Here is a 14,047-nt window from a genome sequence, read left to right as displayed (position 1 = left end):
CGGCCCCGCCTTTGTTCTGCCTGCCTAGAAGCTCCTGGCGTTCGCCAGCACGGGCAGCTTTCCGCGGACGTCCGGAATAACGGACGGGTCGACGTCGACCACCGCCAGTTCGGGTTCGCCGCCCAGCGCGACCAGCGGGGAGCCCAGCGGCGACACCACCGCACTGTGGCCGATCCCGGTGGGCGCCGCGCCGGCGGACGGCAGCCCGAGTGTTGCCGGTTCACCCTGGCCGCAGGCCACCAGAAAGGTGGTGCTGTCCACCGCCCGGGCGCGGACCAGGAGGTCCCACTGTTCCGCCTTCCCTTCGCCCGCACCCCAGGACGCGCAGACGATGTTGATGGCGGCGCCGGCCCTGGCGTTGGCCGTGAACAGTGCGGGGAAGCGGACGTCGTAGCAGGTGGCAAGGCCGATGGTGGTCCCATTGAGCTCGAACGTCACCCGGGCTGTTCCCGCGTCCACCGACTCGGACTCGGCGAATCCGAACGCGTCAAAGAGGTGGATCTTGTCGTAGGACGTCTCGATCCCCGCGCCGGTGACCAGAAGCGTGTTCCGCACCCGCCCGCCCTCCCCTGGGGTGAACATGCCGGCCACGACGGCGATGTCCAGGTTCGCGGCTATGGCCCGGACCGCGGTGGCCCACGGACCGTCCAACGGTTCGGCGATGTCCGCCAGCGGATTGCCGAAGGCGCGCATGGCCGCCTCGGGGAACACCACCAGCTCTGCCCGGGCCGCCTTTGCCCGGGTGGCGTATTCTCGGATCAGCTCGAGATTGGCCGCCAGGTCGGCACCCGTGACGATTTGGGCAACTGCTAAACGCATGGATCTGCTCTTCTCTGTTGTATACCTGATGTATGCGAAAAGGTTCGGGGATAGCGGCGTCCGGCCGGGAGAAGGCGTACGCCTACCTGCGTGAAAACATCCTGACCGATCCGGAGATGCAGGGGCGCTTCCTCAACGAGCAGGAGTTGGCCGCCGACATCGGGGTCTCACGCACGCCTGTCCGCGAAGCACTGCTGCTGCTGGTCTCCGACGGGCTGGTGGAGCTCATCCCGCAACGCGGGGCTTACGTCCCCCCGGTGACCGGCCGTGAAATCTCGGAACTGATGGAGCTGCGCGGCGTGCTGGAAAGCCATGCCGCCCGCCTCGTCATCGAGCACCGGAGCGTCCCGGCGGACAAAATGCAGGACACCCTCGACCAGCAGTCCAGGCTGCCCAAGAACGAAGGTGCGGAAGCCGCCCAGGAGTTTATCCGGCTGGATACCCTCTTCCACCAGCAGCTCATCGACGCTGCCGGCAATGAGCTGATCTCCCGGACCTACAGCAAACTGCACGTCCGGCAGATCGTCGTCGGGGTTTCCGCCCTGTTCCGGACGGGCGGCAGGCGCGAGCAGGTGTGCTCCGAACACCAGGACATCCTCGATGCCCTGGTGTCCGGGGACGCGGCGAAGGCGGAGCAGGCCATCGACCACCACCTGGCGGTCACCCGCGACATCCTGCTCCGCACCTGATGGAGTTTTTGTACAGATACCGGGACTTCGGAGGCCTTGAGCGTCCAATGTCTGTACAAAAACCCGGTAGGGGACTAGACAGCGCCGGACTGCTGGCGGGCCGAGGCGGAACCCTCCAGGAGCAGCCGGTAGTCCAGATCCTCAATAGTGTCGTTGTCCCGGCCGAGGGCCAGCCCCACCACGGTGACCGCTGCGGCCACGGCCACGTAGATCGCCACCGGAATCCAGGTTCCGAACTGGGCGAGCAGCAGCGTGAACAGCAGGGGTGCGATGGCGCCGCCGATGACTCCGGCGAAGGTGTATGCCAGCGAACTTCCGGTTGACCGGAGCCGCGGGGAGAACTGCTCCACGATGAAGGCCGCCTGCGGACCGTACATGAAGGAGTGGGCCATCAGGCCCAGCACAATGCCCACGATGAGCATCGGCTGGTTGTTTCCGCCCAGGACGCCGAAGAAGATGAACGTCCACACTGCGCCCACCACAGCGCCGACGCCGTAGACCAGGCGGCGGTTGAAGCGGTCGGAGACGGCGCCGGCCAGCGGAATCATGAACAGCTGGAGGGCGGAGCCGATCAGGACGGCGGTGAGGACCTGGTTCCGGTCGTAGCCCAGGACCTGGATGCCGTAGGTGAGCGTGAAGACGGTGAACAGGGCGTACAGCACGTCCGGTCCCACGCGGCACAGAATGGCGGCGATCAGTGGACGGAGTTCCTTGCTGAAGACCTCGCGGACGGGGGCATGCGGCTGTTCGCCGTGGGCCTCGATGGCCTTGAAGATGGGGGTGTCCTCCAGCTTCAGCCGGATCCAGAGGCCGAAACCGACCAGCACGGCCGAGACCAGGAACGCGATGCGCCAGCCGAAGCTCAGGAACTGCTCCTCCGTGAGCGCGACGGTCAGGACGGCAAGGGCGCCGTTGGCCAGAAGATTGCCGGCGGGCGGGCCCACCTGGGCCGCGGAAGCCCAGAAGCCGCGGCGGTGCGGGTCGCCGTATTCGCTGGAGAGCAGGACGGCGCCGCCCCATTCGCCGCCCACACCCACGCCCTGCGCGAACCGCAGCATGACCAGGAGGATTCCTGCCGTGGCGCCGATGTTTGCATAGCCGGGCAGCACGCCGATGAGCACCGTGGCCACGCCGATGATCATCAGCGTGGTTACCAGGACCTTCTTGCGGCCGATGCGGTCCCCGAGCCGGCCGAAGATGATGCCGCCGACCGGGCGCGAAACATACCCGACGGCGTAGGTGGAGAATGCGAGGATCGTCCCGGTCAGGGGATCGGTCGCCGGGAAGAAGACGACGGGAAATACGACGGCGGCCGCCGCCGAGTAGACGGCAAAGTCGTACCACTCGAGCGCGGTGCCGGTAAGGCTGGCGGCAAAGGCCTTGTACAGGCCCTTGGGGTGAATCGTCTTGTGCGGATGCGGCGCTGTGCCGGGACCCGGAACTGGAGCGTTGGCCATGGTGTTGTCCTCCACGAGGTTTTTCTAGTGACGCCTGTCACGCTGGCGTTAAATGTATACATTACGCATACTGGATGTACATTGGCGACCGTTTCCGGTTTCCGGTTTGTAAAAATTTCTGCAGCAGCAAATGCAAAGGATGGATCCACGATGACGACTCTGAGCTTTGAACTACCAGACGGCCGCACGCAGGATGTGGAGGTCAAGCACCTCCTGAATGCCGGCTACGCAGGGCGTGAGCAGGATGAAGTCCAGGCCCATATCGCTGAGCTCGCTGAACTTGGCGTTCCGGGCCCGGCTACTACTCCCGCCCTGTATCCAGTGTCCCCCTATCTGGCCCAGCAGGTATCGGAAGTGCAGGTGCAGCATGAGCGCACGTCCGGGGAGGCGGAGTGGGCCCTTGTCATCACCGACGACGGTGTGCTGCTCACCGTCGCCTGCGACCATACGGACCGCGCGCTTGAGGTGCACGGTGTGGCCTGGAGCAAGAATGCGAGCCCGGACGTGCTGGGCCGCAAGGCGTGGCGGCTCGATGACGTGCGGGACCACCTGGACCAGATCACCCTCAAGGCCTGGGTGGGGGAGGGCGACACCCCCGATACCCTCATCCAGGACAGCTCGATGGAAGCCCTGCTGACCCCGGACTACTGGCTGGACGTCCTCACCGAACGCGGCCTGAACGCCCCCGGGTCGGTGCTCATCTCCGGCACGGTGGCCATGACGGGCGGCGTGAACCAGTTCGCCCGCAGCTGGAAGGTGGAGATGGCCGATCCGGTGACCGGCCACTCCGTTGATGTCCAGTATGTGGTGGAGCAGATGGCCGAGCCGATCGGCTGACGTTCCCGGCCGCTAAGGCAGGACGACGACGGCGGGTACCTCCCGCCGTCGTCCGCTTTCCTTAGCCGCTGCTGCGGCAGTGCTCAGGCGCTCAGTTCGTCCGGCGCGTGGTGGGCGTTGCCGGACATGGCGCGGGCACGGCCGGCCTTGGCCCGGTACGAGGCCAGGAAGGTGGCGATGCGGCGCACGGCCTCGCGGATGTCGTCCACGGCGGGCAGGATGACGAACCTGAAGTGGTCCGTGGCGTGCCAGTGGAATGCCGTCCCGTGCGAGACCAGGATTTTCTGGTCCTGCAGCAGGTCAAGGACAAACTGCTCATCGTCCACGAAGGGGTACATCTCCGGATCCAGCTTCGGGAACAGGTACATCGCGCCGGCCGCCGGCACGCAGCTCACGCCGGGAATCTCGTTGAGCAGCCGGCAGGCAAGGTCGCGCTGCTCCCGCAGCCGCCCGCCGGGCCGGATCAGGTCCGTGATGCTCTGGTAGCCGCCAAGCGACGTCTGGATCGCGTGCTGCGCGGGAACGTTGGGGCAGAGCCGGAGCGAAGCCAGCAGTTCCAGGGACTCCCGGTAGGCGGCTGTGGCCCAGCGCGGACCGGAAACGGCCACCCAGCCGGCCCGGTAGCCGGGCATCCGGTACGCCTTGGACAGGCCGGAGAAGGTCAGGACCGGAATGTCCCGGGCGACGGAGGCCGTGTGGATGTGGACGTGGTCCTCGAACGTGATCTTTTCGTAGATCTCATCGGAAAACAGCACCAGGTCATGGCGCCGGGCCAGGTCGGCGAACTGCTCCAGGACGTGCCGGGGGTAGACGGCCCCGGTCGGGTTGTTGGGGTTGATGAGCACGATGGCCCGCGTGCGGTCCGTGATCTTCGCCTCGACGTCGGCCATGTCCGGCCACCAGTTGTTCTCCTCATCGCACATGTAGTGCACGGCGCTGCCGCCGCAGAGCACGGTGGCAGCAGTCCACAGCGGATAGTCCGGTGACGGGATGAGGACCTCGTCACCGACCTCCAGGAAGGCCTGAAGCGTCATGGAGATGAGCTCGCTGACCCCGTTGCCGATGAAGATGTCCTCGACGCCGATGTCCATCAGGCCCTTGGTCTCGTAGTACTGCGAGATGGCGGTCCGGGCGGAGAAGATGCCCTTCGAGTCGCTGTAGCCCTGCGCCTCGCGCAGGTGGTGGATCATGTCCACCACGATGGATTCCGGCGCATGCAGGCCGAACGGCGCCGGATCCCCGAGGTTCATGCGCAGAATGCTGTGGCCTTCCGACTCCATTTTCTTCGCCGCATGCTGCACCGGGCCCCTGAGGTCGTACCGGACATCTTGCAATCGGCTGGAATTCTGCATGGCGCGCATGAGGCATGTTTTCACAGCTGCGCCGCTCCGGACAATGTGAAGAACCCGGCCGCTTCGTTGCCGCGGCCAGGGCACGTGACGTAGCTTCGGGGAAGAGCAAGCGTGGCAGATGGCCAGAAGGAGAGTTGAGGATGTCCCTGTTCAAAGGACTTGTGAACGGAGCGCTCGCCGGCGCCGCGGGAACCACGGCGCTGAATGCCGTCAGCTACCTGGACATGGTGTGGCGGGGCCGGGCGGCGAGCACCACACCCAGCGACTCGGTGGAGAAGCTGGCGGAACGGGCGGGAGTAACCATCCCGGGAACCGAGGACCAGCGCGGGAACCGGGTGGAGGCCCTTGGCCCGCTGCTTGGGATCGCCACCGGCATGGGCCTCGGCGCTGTGCTGGGAGCGGCAGGGTCACTGGGGGTCCGCACCGGGCCCGTCCGGTCAGTGGCGGTGGCCTCGCTGGCTGCCCTGCTCGTCTCCAACGTTCCCATGACCGCCCTGGGCGTTACCGATCCACGGACCTGGAGTGCCGCGGACTGGGTCAGCGACATCGTGCCGCACGTCGCATACGGCGCGGTCACAGGGCACCTGCTGGAGCACCTGCCCAAGTAGGTGGCTGTTTCCAAAGACCGAAAGGGATGCAATGACCGACCCGAACGCCTCGCAGAAGCACGGGCGGGCGGATCCTGCGGTCCCGCGGCGTGCCGGAAGCGAGGCGCCGCAGGAGCCGGAGCACTCCCGGCCGGATAGCCGGAAGGTGCGCTGGGGCACCCGCTGGGCCACCGTCGTCGCGGTCCTCCAGCGGCTGCTGTACGTGGTCATCACCGCCGCCGTGGGCTGGGCCGTCTATCTCTTCCTGCTCGCCCGGCTGGCCAGGGGACCGGAGCAGGTGTGGGTGTTCCTCCCCGTCTGGCTGATTGCTGCCTATGCCTTCCTGCCCCGCGTCCACAAGATCCTCAGCGGCCTGTACCTGCCGAACTACTTCATCGGGCGTGCCCGCACGGGCGACGGTGTGCTCGGCGACCCGGTCAATCTCGCCGTCATCGGCCCGGCGGACGAACTGCGCACCGCGATGCTCACGGCAGGGTGGATCGAGGCCGACCCCGTCACCCCGTCCACCGCCTGGCGCACCCTCACCGCGACGCTTCTGGGCCGGAGCTATCCGCAGTCGCCGGTCAGTGCCCTTTACGTCTTCGGCAACAAGCAGGACATGGCGTTCCAGCGGGAAATCGACGGCAACCCGCGCAAGCGGCACCATGTGCGGTTCTGGAAATGCCCGGACGGCTGGATGCTTCCCGGCGGGTTCGCCGTCGACTGGGTGGGCGCCGGAACATACGACAAAAGCGTGGGACTCTCGCTCTTCACGTTCCAGATCACCCATAAGATCGCCGACGGGACCGACGAGGAACGCGACTTCATCATCAACACGCTGCAAACTGCCAATGCCGTGGAATCCGTGCACGTCATCCGGCACTTCTCCTCCGGGTACCACCACCGCAACGGCGGCGGAGACAGCATCCGCACGGACGGGCACCTTCCCATCATCGATCTCCGGCCGCCCGGCCAAAGGGATTCCGCACCCGCGCTGTGAGCCGGTCAGAAATCGCAAGAGGACGACGGCGGGACGCACCCGCCGTCGTCCTCTTCCGTTTGGCACAATAGCCGTGAGCCACAATGGCCGGGGGTATTGGGCAACGGAGGATAAGGACGGCATGAACAAGGCGATCATCAAATGCCCGCACTGCGGCCAGGCGAACCGCGTGCCGGCTGCCGCCGAGGGCCGGCCGCGGTGCGGAAAGTGCCGCCGTGACCTGCCCTGGGTGGTGGAAGCCGGCGACGACGATTTCGCTGTCATTGCCGAAGAGTCCCGCGTGCCGGTGCTGGTGGACTTCTGGGCGGCATGGTGCGGACCCTGCCGCATGGTGAGCCCCGTGCTGGACCAGTTGGCGCATGAGCGGGCGGGGGAAGTGAAACTGGTGAAAGTGGATGTGGACAGCGTGCCCCGCCTGTCCGCCCGCTTCGCCATCCAGGCGGTCCCGACGCTGATGGTGATCGTGGACGGGAAGGTCGTGGCCCGCCAGGCGGGCGCAGCGCCGGCTCCTGTCCTGGACCGCTGGCTGAAGGACGCGCTGGCGTGACTGATGCCGGTCTTCCCGCCGTGGACACTGCTGCGGCCGAACTTTTCTGGTCGGAATATGCCGCCGCCCACCCCGAAGCGGTTCGCCTCTGTCGTGCTGCGTACCGTCGAGCTGGGGCTCGGCCCGTTCACCGATGTCGATGAGGCGTTCGCCCGGGATGAGGGGGAGGATGACCGGTCGCTGGCGAGCTGGCAGGCGGAGCACCGGAAGTACTGGACCCGGGTCCGGGGCCGCCGCGGGCTGGAATGGACCGAAGGCGACGAGATTGTTTTTGAGCGGTTCCGGGTGGTCTGGCCGCCCGAGCTGGCGGACCCGGCCTAGAGGCCGCCGGGTCCGCTGCTTAGGGCTGGTCTCAGATTGTCCGCTGAGCTTTTGCCAGGTTCTCCGTGAGCTCTGCCGCGTTCTGCCGCACCACGTAGGCGGGGCGGTCCCGCTCGACACGCCAGCTGTCAGACAGGGGACCGATGTTGACGGTATCGAAGCCGAACTCGTCGTAAAGCCTCGCCACCAGCTCACTCGCCTCGGGATAGTCACTCGCAGTGGCCAGCGCGCGGCGGTTCTCCGTGCCCGGCGGGGTACCGTCCGAGGTGATTTGCTTGGCCATGATGTGGTTGAAGCCCTTGGCCACCTTGGACTCCGGAAGGTGTTCCTGCAGCAGGCCGGACGTGGTGGCTTCCCCGCTGTCCAGCGCCGGGATGCGGCCGTCCCGCTCCCAGTAGTAGTTGTTGGTATCGATCACGATCTTTCCGGCCAGCGGCTCCACGGGGATATCCCGGTAGCTCCTGAGCGGAACGGTGACGACGGCGAAGTCGCCCATGGCCGCAGCCTCCGCAGCCGTGGCCGCCTTGGCCTGCGGCCCCAGCTCCGCAACAAGCCCGGCCAGGGTTTCCGGCCCGCGTGAATTACTGATGACCACGTCATAGCCGAGCTCCACAGCCTTCCGTGCGACCTGGCTTCCGATGTGTCCTGCACCGATGATTCCGATTGTTGTCATGTCCGGCGCAACAGCGGGCAGCCTCCAGGTATTTCGCACATTACGCCAGACGACCTGCGCCAGCCGACGGCTTGGGCGCCGGAGGCCCGCGAGTGCCCAAGTAGCGGCCGCTGCGCAAATTCGAGTACCCGCTACCGGTGCCTGTCCACGCTGTGGCACATAGGGTTGAAGTATTGGGTGGTGGAAAGTGTGCCGGTGCCACATTGCCGGCACACACCGGGCTGGGAAGGCCGCCACGGTTGTTGTCGGACCGGCCGGTCCTCCCCGGCCGATTCGGCACGTCAGTGATCGCCGGATCAGTTGGACTCGGGGCTCGGAAAGCCTCGTCGGACGGCCGGCAATCATGATTGAATACCCGGTCCGGCCTTTAGTTGCCGCCCCACCTGCGAGGGCCCCATGAAGATTCCGAGGTCTGAACTTCCCGTCATCACGGCGGCTGTGAACGCTGCACCTGCGAAGCTGGTCCCCGACCAACCTTCCGGTCCCCGCTCCAGCACGGCGGTTCCCGCCGGGCCAAGACAAAGCCCGGTTCAAGGACGGGCCGCAGCCGCCCCGGGCGGCGCCGGCACGCGGCCGCCAGGCGACGAGGTCGCCGCCGTTCCGGCGCGCGCGGATATCGGCAACTGGCCCGACCCCATGTAAGCCGGATCCCCGTAACCAGGCACGGCTGAAGGCGTACGACGGCGGGAGGTCCCGCCGTCGTCGTTCTGGGCCGGGCGTCTGCCTGGTTCCGCCCAACGCTCCGTTGAACACTCCGTTGAACACTCCGGCACGCGCCGGAATACTGGAACCGGGACAATGTCCGGCGGCAGGGGCGGTGACACGGTGACGGGTGCAGCAGGCGGCAACTTCAGGCGGAAGGTGGAGCGCGCAGCCGAACTCCGCGCGCTCCGTTCCTCCGGCGGGACAGCGGAGGACGACGCGGAGCTGTCCGCTGCCGAGTCCGAGTTGCGGGAAAAGCGCCGGAAGGTCACCGATGCGGCCCGCGCCGACTACCTGATCCGGGATGCGATGGCGCAGGGGAAGTTCGACAACCTGGAATACTCGGGCAAACCGATTCCCGGACTCGGGGAGGGATACGACCCCGACTGGTGGGTCAAGGGCCTCATCCAGCGCGAGCACCTTAGCGGCCTGGGGCCAAAAGCTATCCTGCTGCGCACCGAGGACGCGGAGCTGGACGCCAAACTGGACGCCCAGTACACGGAAAAACAGGTGCGCGACATCGTCGAGGACTTCAATACCAGCGTCATCGAGGCGCGCCGCCAGCTGCAGGGCGGGCCGCCGGTGGTCACGAAAACCCGTGACGCCGACGCCGAGGTGCAGCGGTGGCGCGAACGGCGTGCCGCGGCGGCCGCGGCTGCGCCGGAACCTGTCGCGGAAGCCAAACCGCCGTGGTGGCGGCGTCTGCGCAACCGCTCCTCCTGAAGCGCCCGCAGGTGGCACGATAAAGGAATGGTGGCTGTTCTGCTGGGCTGGAACCCGGGCGTAGGTGATACCTGGCCGGGCTATTCGCGGGTCGTGGATGAACTTGGCGCTGCCGGCGTGCACCGGCGCGCGTGGCCCGCCGGAACCGGCACCCCGCCGGGGCCGGGAGCGGATGCCTGGCTCCTGCTGCACGGAAAGACAGGAAGCGGGCTGATTGGCCATGGCGTGGTCGCCTCCGCGCCATATCCGGTTCCCGGACCGGAGCCGGAACACGGGACCCGGACCTGTATTGACGTGGACTTTGACGTGCTGCTGCCGCTCGGAGACCAGGTCCCGGTGGACATCCTGGCAGCCCGCGCGCCGCTGACGGACTGGGCTGCTGCGGCGGCCACCGGCGCATGCCAGCCGGTCCCGGAGGAACAGGCGCGGGCCATCCGGGAGCTCTGGGCCGAGTGCCTGCCGGCCGACGAGAACGATCCGGTCCTTCCCGTGCCCGGCACCCTGCCGCAGGACGCCCTGATCCGGGTGGGCGTGAACAGGTACGAGCGCAATCCGCACGCCCGGCGCGTCTGCCTGGCGCACCACGGCACCTCATGCGCCGCCTGCGGGTTTTCCTTCGAGGCGGCCTACGGCCCGGAAGGCGAAGGCTTCATCCATGTCCATCACCTGGTCCCGGCCAGCCAGCTGGGTCCGGGCTACGAGCTGGACCCTGTGGGGGACCTGGTTCCGCTGTGCCCCAACTGCCACGCCATGGCGCACCGCCGCCGGGTTCCGTACACCGTGGCTGAACTCCGGGCCATGAGGTCCAGCGCGGGGTACATCAGCGGATCCGTCGTGTCACAGCAGGAGCTGGATGCCCAGGCCGAGGCCCGCCGCATCCTCGGCAGCAAGTGACCGGCCCGGGGAGCTACGGGGACCAGAGCCAGTCCCGGTTGAAGTCGGGATGGTCACTGTAGGGGACCGCCAGCGCATTGAGTGACAGGGTGGTCCATTCCAGCGCCTGCGGAATCCACTCGGTCTCGTCGCCGAAGGGATCGCTCACGAGGGTGGCCAGGGCCGTCTGCCTGGCCGCCTCGACGATGCCGATCAGGCGCCGCTTGGCTTCGCACTCCAGCAGCAGGCGGCGTTCGTACCACTTGCCCGATTCCGACGTCGTGCGGTCGTCGAGCAGCTTGCGCGCCACGGCCTCGTCTTCGGCGATGCGCGCGGACAGGAACTCCACGATGTCCACTGTCTGAGCGTACGCCCGCCGCTGAGCGTACGCCCGCCGCTGCGCGGGCACACACGGTGCTAGACGGCGGCGCGCAGGTCCGCGGCGGGGCTGAGGTCCAGTGCGGTGCTGAGGTCCGCCGGGGACAGAGGCAGGTAGTAGGCGGAGTGGTAGCGCGTGCGGTCGCCGGTCACCACCCACGCTGACCCCTTGCGGACGCGAAAGCGCTTGGTCAGGACCGTCCGGTCATGGTGGATGAGGTGGGCGAGGACATCCGCCATGACATCCTCGTGCGTGCACAGGACCGTTCCCGTCCCGCGGGCCTTGGCAACGAGGTCCAGTGTGGCCGCCAGACTGCCGGCGGTCAGGTGCTCAGAACGCTCCACTGCCAGGGATTCCCGGCGTGCCAGTTCGGCGACCGTTTCGAGGCAGCGGGTCGAGGGTGCGGAGACGATGCGTTCGATGTCAAACACGGCTCCGAGTGAGGCGAGCGACCTGGCGGCCTGCTCGCCGATCCGCGCCAGCGGCCGGCTGCCTGCTGCCGGGTCCCACTCGTCCCGTTTCGTCATTTCGGCCCCGCGCACCAGCAGCAGCATTTTCTCCCGCTTCGGCGCTGGACGGACGCCCAACTCCAACTGAAGCAGGGTGCCCAAGGCGATGATGGCGGGCCTGTCCCGCGGCTCGGTGACCGTGCGCAAGGCCGCCGGCAGCGAAAGCCACCTCACGGCGTCGACCTCTTCATTGGGAGTGAAGCGGCCTGGCCCCGCCGCGGCAGCCCAGTAACGGATGCTTTTGATTCTGCGTTTGCTGTCCTCATAGCGGATGGTGGGCAGCTCCGCGCCCAGACGGCACTGCAGCCCCGTTTCCTCCAGCACCTCACGTTCCGCGCATTCCGGGCCCGTTTCCCCCGGGTCCGCCTTGCCCTTGGGAATGGACCAGTCGCCGTGGACCGGACGGTGGATCAGGAGCACTTCAAGGGCGCCCTTCTTTCCGATCCGCCAGGGCAGTGCACCATACGTCGGGGGCTTCGTCTTGCTCATGCGCTTGTCTCCGTCTGAAGGCTGCCGGTTTCGGCAGGAACGAGGGTGAGGGACGGCGCGTCTTTGGCATGCTGCAGACTGTCCAACCGGCTGTAGAGGCCACCGGAAGCGGCGAGTTCGCCGTGCCGGCCGCTTTCCACGACCCGCCCCTTGTCCAGCACGTAGATCCGGTCGGCCCGTTTGAGCGTCGATAGCCGGTGCGCGATGACGATCACCGTGCGCCCTGCCATGAGCCGTTCGAGGCCGCGCATGACGTACTGTTCCGAGATGGCGTCCAGTCCCGACGTCGGTTCGTCGAGGATGACGATGGGCGTGTCCCGGACCAGCGCGCGGGCGATGGCGATGCGCTGGCGCTGCCCGCCGGAGAGAGTGACGCCCCGCTCGGCCACCGGGGTGTCGTACCCCAGGGGCAGGCTGCGGACGAACTCGTCCACGTGGGCTGCCTCGGCCGCGGCCAGAACCTGATCCCGGGTGACGCCCTCCGAGCCGTAGGCGATGTTGTCGTAGATGGTCCCGCGGAACAGGATCGATTCCTGCAGCACGATGGATATTTGCCTGCGCACGGTGGCCACCTGCAGGTCCCGCACATCGATGCCGTCAAGCAGAACTTCCCCCTCGGCCGCATCGTAGAGCCGCGGAATCAGGCTGACGACGGACGACTTTCCGGCGCCCGTCGGGCCAGTGATCGCCACGACGCTGCCAGCCTCGGCCTTGAGGTCAATGCCGTGCAGCACATGCCGGTCGCCCTGATAGCCGAAGCTCACCGAGCGCAGTTCCACCGCACCGGCCAGCCGCGGGGCCGGCCGTGCGCCGGGGCGGTCCGAGATGGCTGGCGCGGTGTCCAGGATTTCCTGGATGCGCTCGGCGCTGGCCTGGCCGCGGCTGATGACGGTCGTGAGCTTGGCCAGGGACTTCATGGGGGAGTACATGGCCTTGAGGTAGGCGATGAAGACGAGCAGCAGGCCCAGCGTCAGGGACCCGTCCAGCACCCGCTGGGCACCGATCCAGAGGACCAGCACAGTGCCCATTGTCGCGATGATGTCCACCAACGGCGAAAACATGGACTGCAGCCGGATGACCCTCAGGCCGGCGTCCCGCCGGCCGTCATTCCGGGTGGCGGAAGTCCTGCTCGTGGCGCGCCTCGCTCGTGTAGGTCTGCATCACCCGGACCGAGGCGAACGTCTCCGACATCGCCGCCGCGATGTCGCTGTCCCTGTTGCGGGCCTCTTTCGACGCGCCCTTGATGCGGCGCCGGTAAAAGAGGACCGTGATGAACAGCAGCGGGGCCACCGCCAGGCCGATCAGTGCAAACGTCGGGTCGATCAGCACGCAGATCGTGATCACGAACCCCAGGATGAAGATATTGGGTAGCAGCACGGACAGGATCGACACCATGAGCGCCCGCACGTAGTCAACGTCGGTGGTGGTGCGAGTCACCAGATCGCCCAGCCGCTGTTTATCGTGGAAGGCCAGTGACAGCCGCTGCAGATGCGTGAAGACCTCGGCCCGGATGGTGGCCATGGCCCTCTCACCCACGCCGTTGAGCAGGCGGGTGCCGAGGTAATCCGCCCCCGCATTCAGCACTGTCATGGCGAGCAAAGCCGACGCAGCGAGCAGAAGCAGCTGGAGCTGGCTCAGGCCGGCCAGACCGAGGAAGGCAGGCATTTCATGAACTTGGGAGCTGCCCGTCGGCTGCAGCACGTCGTCGACGATGATTTTCATGGGCCACGGCAGGGCCACTTCCATGGCGGCGACAAACACCACCAGGAGGGCGCCGCCTGCCAGCGCCCAGACATGCGGAGCCAGGGCCCCGCGGAACCGCCAAAATGTTCGAAACATCTCTCCCCCTCAGAACCGGCGGTCGCCGGCATCGCCCGAACGCTGTGCGTTGGGCGATGCTCTGAGACCTCCAGGGATAATCCCTGGTCCGGTTCACTATTTCCTAAGGAGCTTTGGGAAAACCCTGCCGGAACTTGGGGAAAACCTGCTGGCGGGGTCGAGCCCGACGGCGGTTGCACCGTTTGGGGGGCTTACAACCCGGCTGACACGGACTACCGTTTGCAAGTAGAGGCATTTCCGGCCCGCACGGC

16 protein-coding genes are annotated in these 14,047 nt (G+C 67.1%); 8 read left to right on the top strand and 8 right to left on the bottom strand.

The window, feature by feature from the left end; all coding sequences use genetic code 11:
* Window positions 1–24 precede the first annotated feature (24 nt).
* On the bottom strand, window positions 25–819 hold the full coding sequence (locus tag QF036_RS21935; RefSeq protein WP_307105273.1) for a carbon-nitrogen hydrolase family protein: 795 nt from the start codon (window positions 817–819) through the stop codon (window positions 25–27).
* Between the two features lie 32 nt (window positions 820–851).
* Between QF036_RS21935 and QF036_RS21930 the strand changes: the two genes are divergently transcribed.
* On the top strand, window positions 852–1,508 hold the full coding sequence (locus QF036_RS21930) for a GntR family transcriptional regulator (protein ID WP_307105272.1): 657 nt from the start codon (window positions 852–854) through the stop codon (window positions 1,506–1,508).
* Window positions 1,509–1,582: 74 nt separating this feature from the next.
* Here QF036_RS21930 and QF036_RS21925 read toward each other — a convergent pair whose 3' ends face one another.
* The gene (locus tag QF036_RS21925) at window positions 1,583–2,965 is read right to left on the bottom strand and encodes an MFS transporter (RefSeq protein WP_307105271.1); all 1,383 of its coding nucleotides are present in this window, start codon (window positions 2,963–2,965) and stop codon (window positions 1,583–1,585) included.
* Between the two features lie 150 nt (window positions 2,966–3,115).
* On the opposite strand from QF036_RS21925, the gene QF036_RS21920 reads away from it, so the two are divergent.
* Window positions 3,116–3,802, top strand: a complete 687-nt coding sequence (locus tag QF036_RS21920; RefSeq protein WP_307105270.1) for a DUF2848 domain-containing protein — start codon at window positions 3,116–3,118, stop codon at window positions 3,800–3,802.
* 83 nt (window positions 3,803–3,885) lie between these two features.
* Here the strand turns inward: QF036_RS21920 and QF036_RS21915 are convergent, their stop codons facing one another.
* A complete protein-coding gene (locus QF036_RS21915; protein WP_307105269.1) occupies window positions 3,886–5,163 on the bottom strand; it encodes a pyridoxal phosphate-dependent aminotransferase in 1,278 nt (425 codons plus the stop codon).
* Window positions 5,164–5,294: 131 nt separating this feature from the next.
* Here QF036_RS21915 and QF036_RS21910 point away from each other — a divergent pair, with 131 nt between their 5' ends.
* From QF036_RS21910 to QF036_RS21895, 4 genes are all read left to right on the top strand, one after another.
* On the top strand, window positions 5,295–5,762 hold the full coding sequence (locus tag QF036_RS21910) for a hypothetical protein (protein ID WP_307105268.1): 468 nt from the start codon (window positions 5,295–5,297) through the stop codon (window positions 5,760–5,762).
* 31 nt (window positions 5,763–5,793) lie between these two features.
* Window positions 5,794–6,741 carry an LssY C-terminal domain-containing protein gene (locus QF036_RS21905; protein ID WP_307105267.1) on the top strand — a complete coding sequence of 316 codons (948 nt, stop codon included), beginning with the start codon at window positions 5,794–5,796 and terminating at the stop codon, window positions 6,739–6,741.
* 121 nt (window positions 6,742–6,862) lie between these two features.
* Window positions 6,863–7,288, top strand: a complete 426-nt coding sequence (gene trxA / locus QF036_RS21900) for a thioredoxin (RefSeq protein WP_307105266.1) — start codon at window positions 6,863–6,865, stop codon at window positions 7,286–7,288.
* Window positions 7,289–7,381: 93 nt separating this feature from the next.
* Entirely contained in the window at window positions 7,382–7,609 is a 228-nt protein-coding gene (locus tag QF036_RS21895) for an ASCH domain-containing protein (protein ID WP_307105265.1), read from the top strand.
* Between the two features lie 31 nt (window positions 7,610–7,640).
* On the opposite strand, the gene QF036_RS21890 is transcribed toward QF036_RS21895, so the two are convergent.
* Complete coding sequence (locus tag QF036_RS21890; RefSeq protein WP_307106060.1) at window positions 7,641–8,486, bottom strand: NADPH-dependent F420 reductase; 846 nt, start codon at window positions 8,484–8,486, stop codon at window positions 7,641–7,643.
* A 594-nt stretch (window positions 8,487–9,080) separates the two neighbouring features.
* On the opposite strand from QF036_RS21890, the gene QF036_RS21885 reads away from it, so the two are divergent.
* Window positions 9,081–9,707: a DnaJ family domain-containing protein gene (locus tag QF036_RS21885; RefSeq protein WP_307105264.1), complete on the top strand. Its 627-nt coding sequence runs from the start codon at window positions 9,081–9,083 to the stop codon at window positions 9,705–9,707.
* 27 nt (window positions 9,708–9,734) lie between these two features.
* Complete coding sequence (locus QF036_RS21880; protein WP_307105263.1) at window positions 9,735–10,601, top strand: HNH endonuclease; 867 nt, start codon at window positions 9,735–9,737, stop codon at window positions 10,599–10,601.
* A 13-nt stretch (window positions 10,602–10,614) separates the two neighbouring features.
* On the opposite strand, the gene QF036_RS21875 is transcribed toward QF036_RS21880, so the two are convergent.
* From QF036_RS21875 to QF036_RS21860, 4 genes are read right to left on the bottom strand one after another with little or no spacing between them, the layout of a single operon-like run.
* Window positions 10,615–10,938, bottom strand: a complete 324-nt coding sequence (locus tag QF036_RS21875) for a DUF6221 family protein (RefSeq protein ID WP_306925860.1) — start codon at window positions 10,936–10,938, stop codon at window positions 10,615–10,617.
* A gap of 59 nt (window positions 10,939–10,997) precedes the next feature.
* Window positions 10,998–11,957: an NUDIX domain-containing protein gene (locus tag QF036_RS21870; RefSeq protein ID WP_307105262.1), complete on the bottom strand. Its 960-nt coding sequence runs from the start codon at window positions 11,955–11,957 to the stop codon at window positions 10,998–11,000.
* Entirely contained in the window at window positions 11,954–13,018 is a 1,065-nt protein-coding gene (locus QF036_RS21865; RefSeq protein WP_307105261.1) for an ABC transporter ATP-binding protein, read from the bottom strand. The genes QF036_RS21870 and QF036_RS21865 overlap by 4 nt, the downstream gene beginning before the upstream one ends.
* Before the next feature lie 43 nt (window positions 13,019–13,061).
* Window positions 13,062–13,796: an ABC transporter transmembrane domain-containing protein gene (locus tag QF036_RS21860; RefSeq protein WP_307105260.1), complete on the bottom strand. Its 735-nt coding sequence runs from the start codon at window positions 13,794–13,796 to the stop codon at window positions 13,062–13,064.
* Window positions 13,797–14,047 lie beyond the last annotated feature (251 nt).

The organism is Arthrobacter globiformis (assembly GCF_030817195.1).
GTDB classification, from domain to species: domain Bacteria; phylum Actinomycetota; class Actinomycetes; order Actinomycetales; family Micrococcaceae; genus Arthrobacter; species Arthrobacter globiformis_D.
This window is presented reverse-complemented; position numbering and strand designations above follow the sequence as displayed.

Excerpts from the sequence above, each read along its gene's own strand:
- QF036_RS21935 (WP_307105273.1), bottom strand. The coding sequence starts at position 819 with ATGCGTTTAGCAGTTGCCCAAATCGTCACGGGTGCCGACCTGGCGGCC.
- QF036_RS21930 (WP_307105272.1), top strand. The coding sequence starts at position 852 with ATGCGAAAAGGTTCGGGGATAGCGGCGTCCGGCCGGGAGAAGGCGTAC.
- QF036_RS21925 (WP_307105271.1), bottom strand. The coding sequence starts at position 2,965 with ATGGCCAACGCTCCAGTTCCGGGTCCCGGCACAGCGCCGCATCCGCAC.
- QF036_RS21920 (WP_307105270.1), top strand. The coding sequence starts at position 3,116 with ATGACGACTCTGAGCTTTGAACTACCAGACGGCCGCACGCAGGATGTG.
- QF036_RS21915 (WP_307105269.1), bottom strand. The coding sequence starts at position 5,163 with ATGCGCGCCATGCAGAATTCCAGCCGATTGCAAGATGTCCGGTACGAC.
- QF036_RS21910 (WP_307105268.1), top strand. The coding sequence starts at position 5,295 with ATGTCCCTGTTCAAAGGACTTGTGAACGGAGCGCTCGCCGGCGCCGCG.
- QF036_RS21905 (WP_307105267.1), top strand. The coding sequence starts at position 5,794 with ATGACCGACCCGAACGCCTCGCAGAAGCACGGGCGGGCGGATCCTGCG.
- trxA (WP_307105266.1), top strand. The coding sequence starts at position 6,863 with ATGAACAAGGCGATCATCAAATGCCCGCACTGCGGCCAGGCGAACCGC.
- QF036_RS21890 (WP_307106060.1), bottom strand. The coding sequence starts at position 8,486 with ATGTGGCACCGGCACACTTTCCACCACCCAATACTTCAACCCTATGTG.
- QF036_RS21885 (WP_307105264.1), top strand. The coding sequence starts at position 9,081 with ATGTCCGGCGGCAGGGGCGGTGACACGGTGACGGGTGCAGCAGGCGGC.
- QF036_RS21880 (WP_307105263.1), top strand. The coding sequence starts at position 9,735 with ATGGTGGCTGTTCTGCTGGGCTGGAACCCGGGCGTAGGTGATACCTGG.
- QF036_RS21870 (WP_307105262.1), bottom strand. The coding sequence starts at position 11,957 with ATGAGCAAGACGAAGCCCCCGACGTATGGTGCACTGCCCTGGCGGATC.
- QF036_RS21865 (WP_307105261.1), bottom strand. The coding sequence starts at position 13,018 with ATGTTTTCGCCGTTGGTGGACATCATCGCGACAATGGGCACTGTGCTG.
- QF036_RS21860 (WP_307105260.1), bottom strand. The coding sequence starts at position 13,796 with ATGTTTCGAACATTTTGGCGGTTCCGCGGGGCCCTGGCTCCGCATGTC.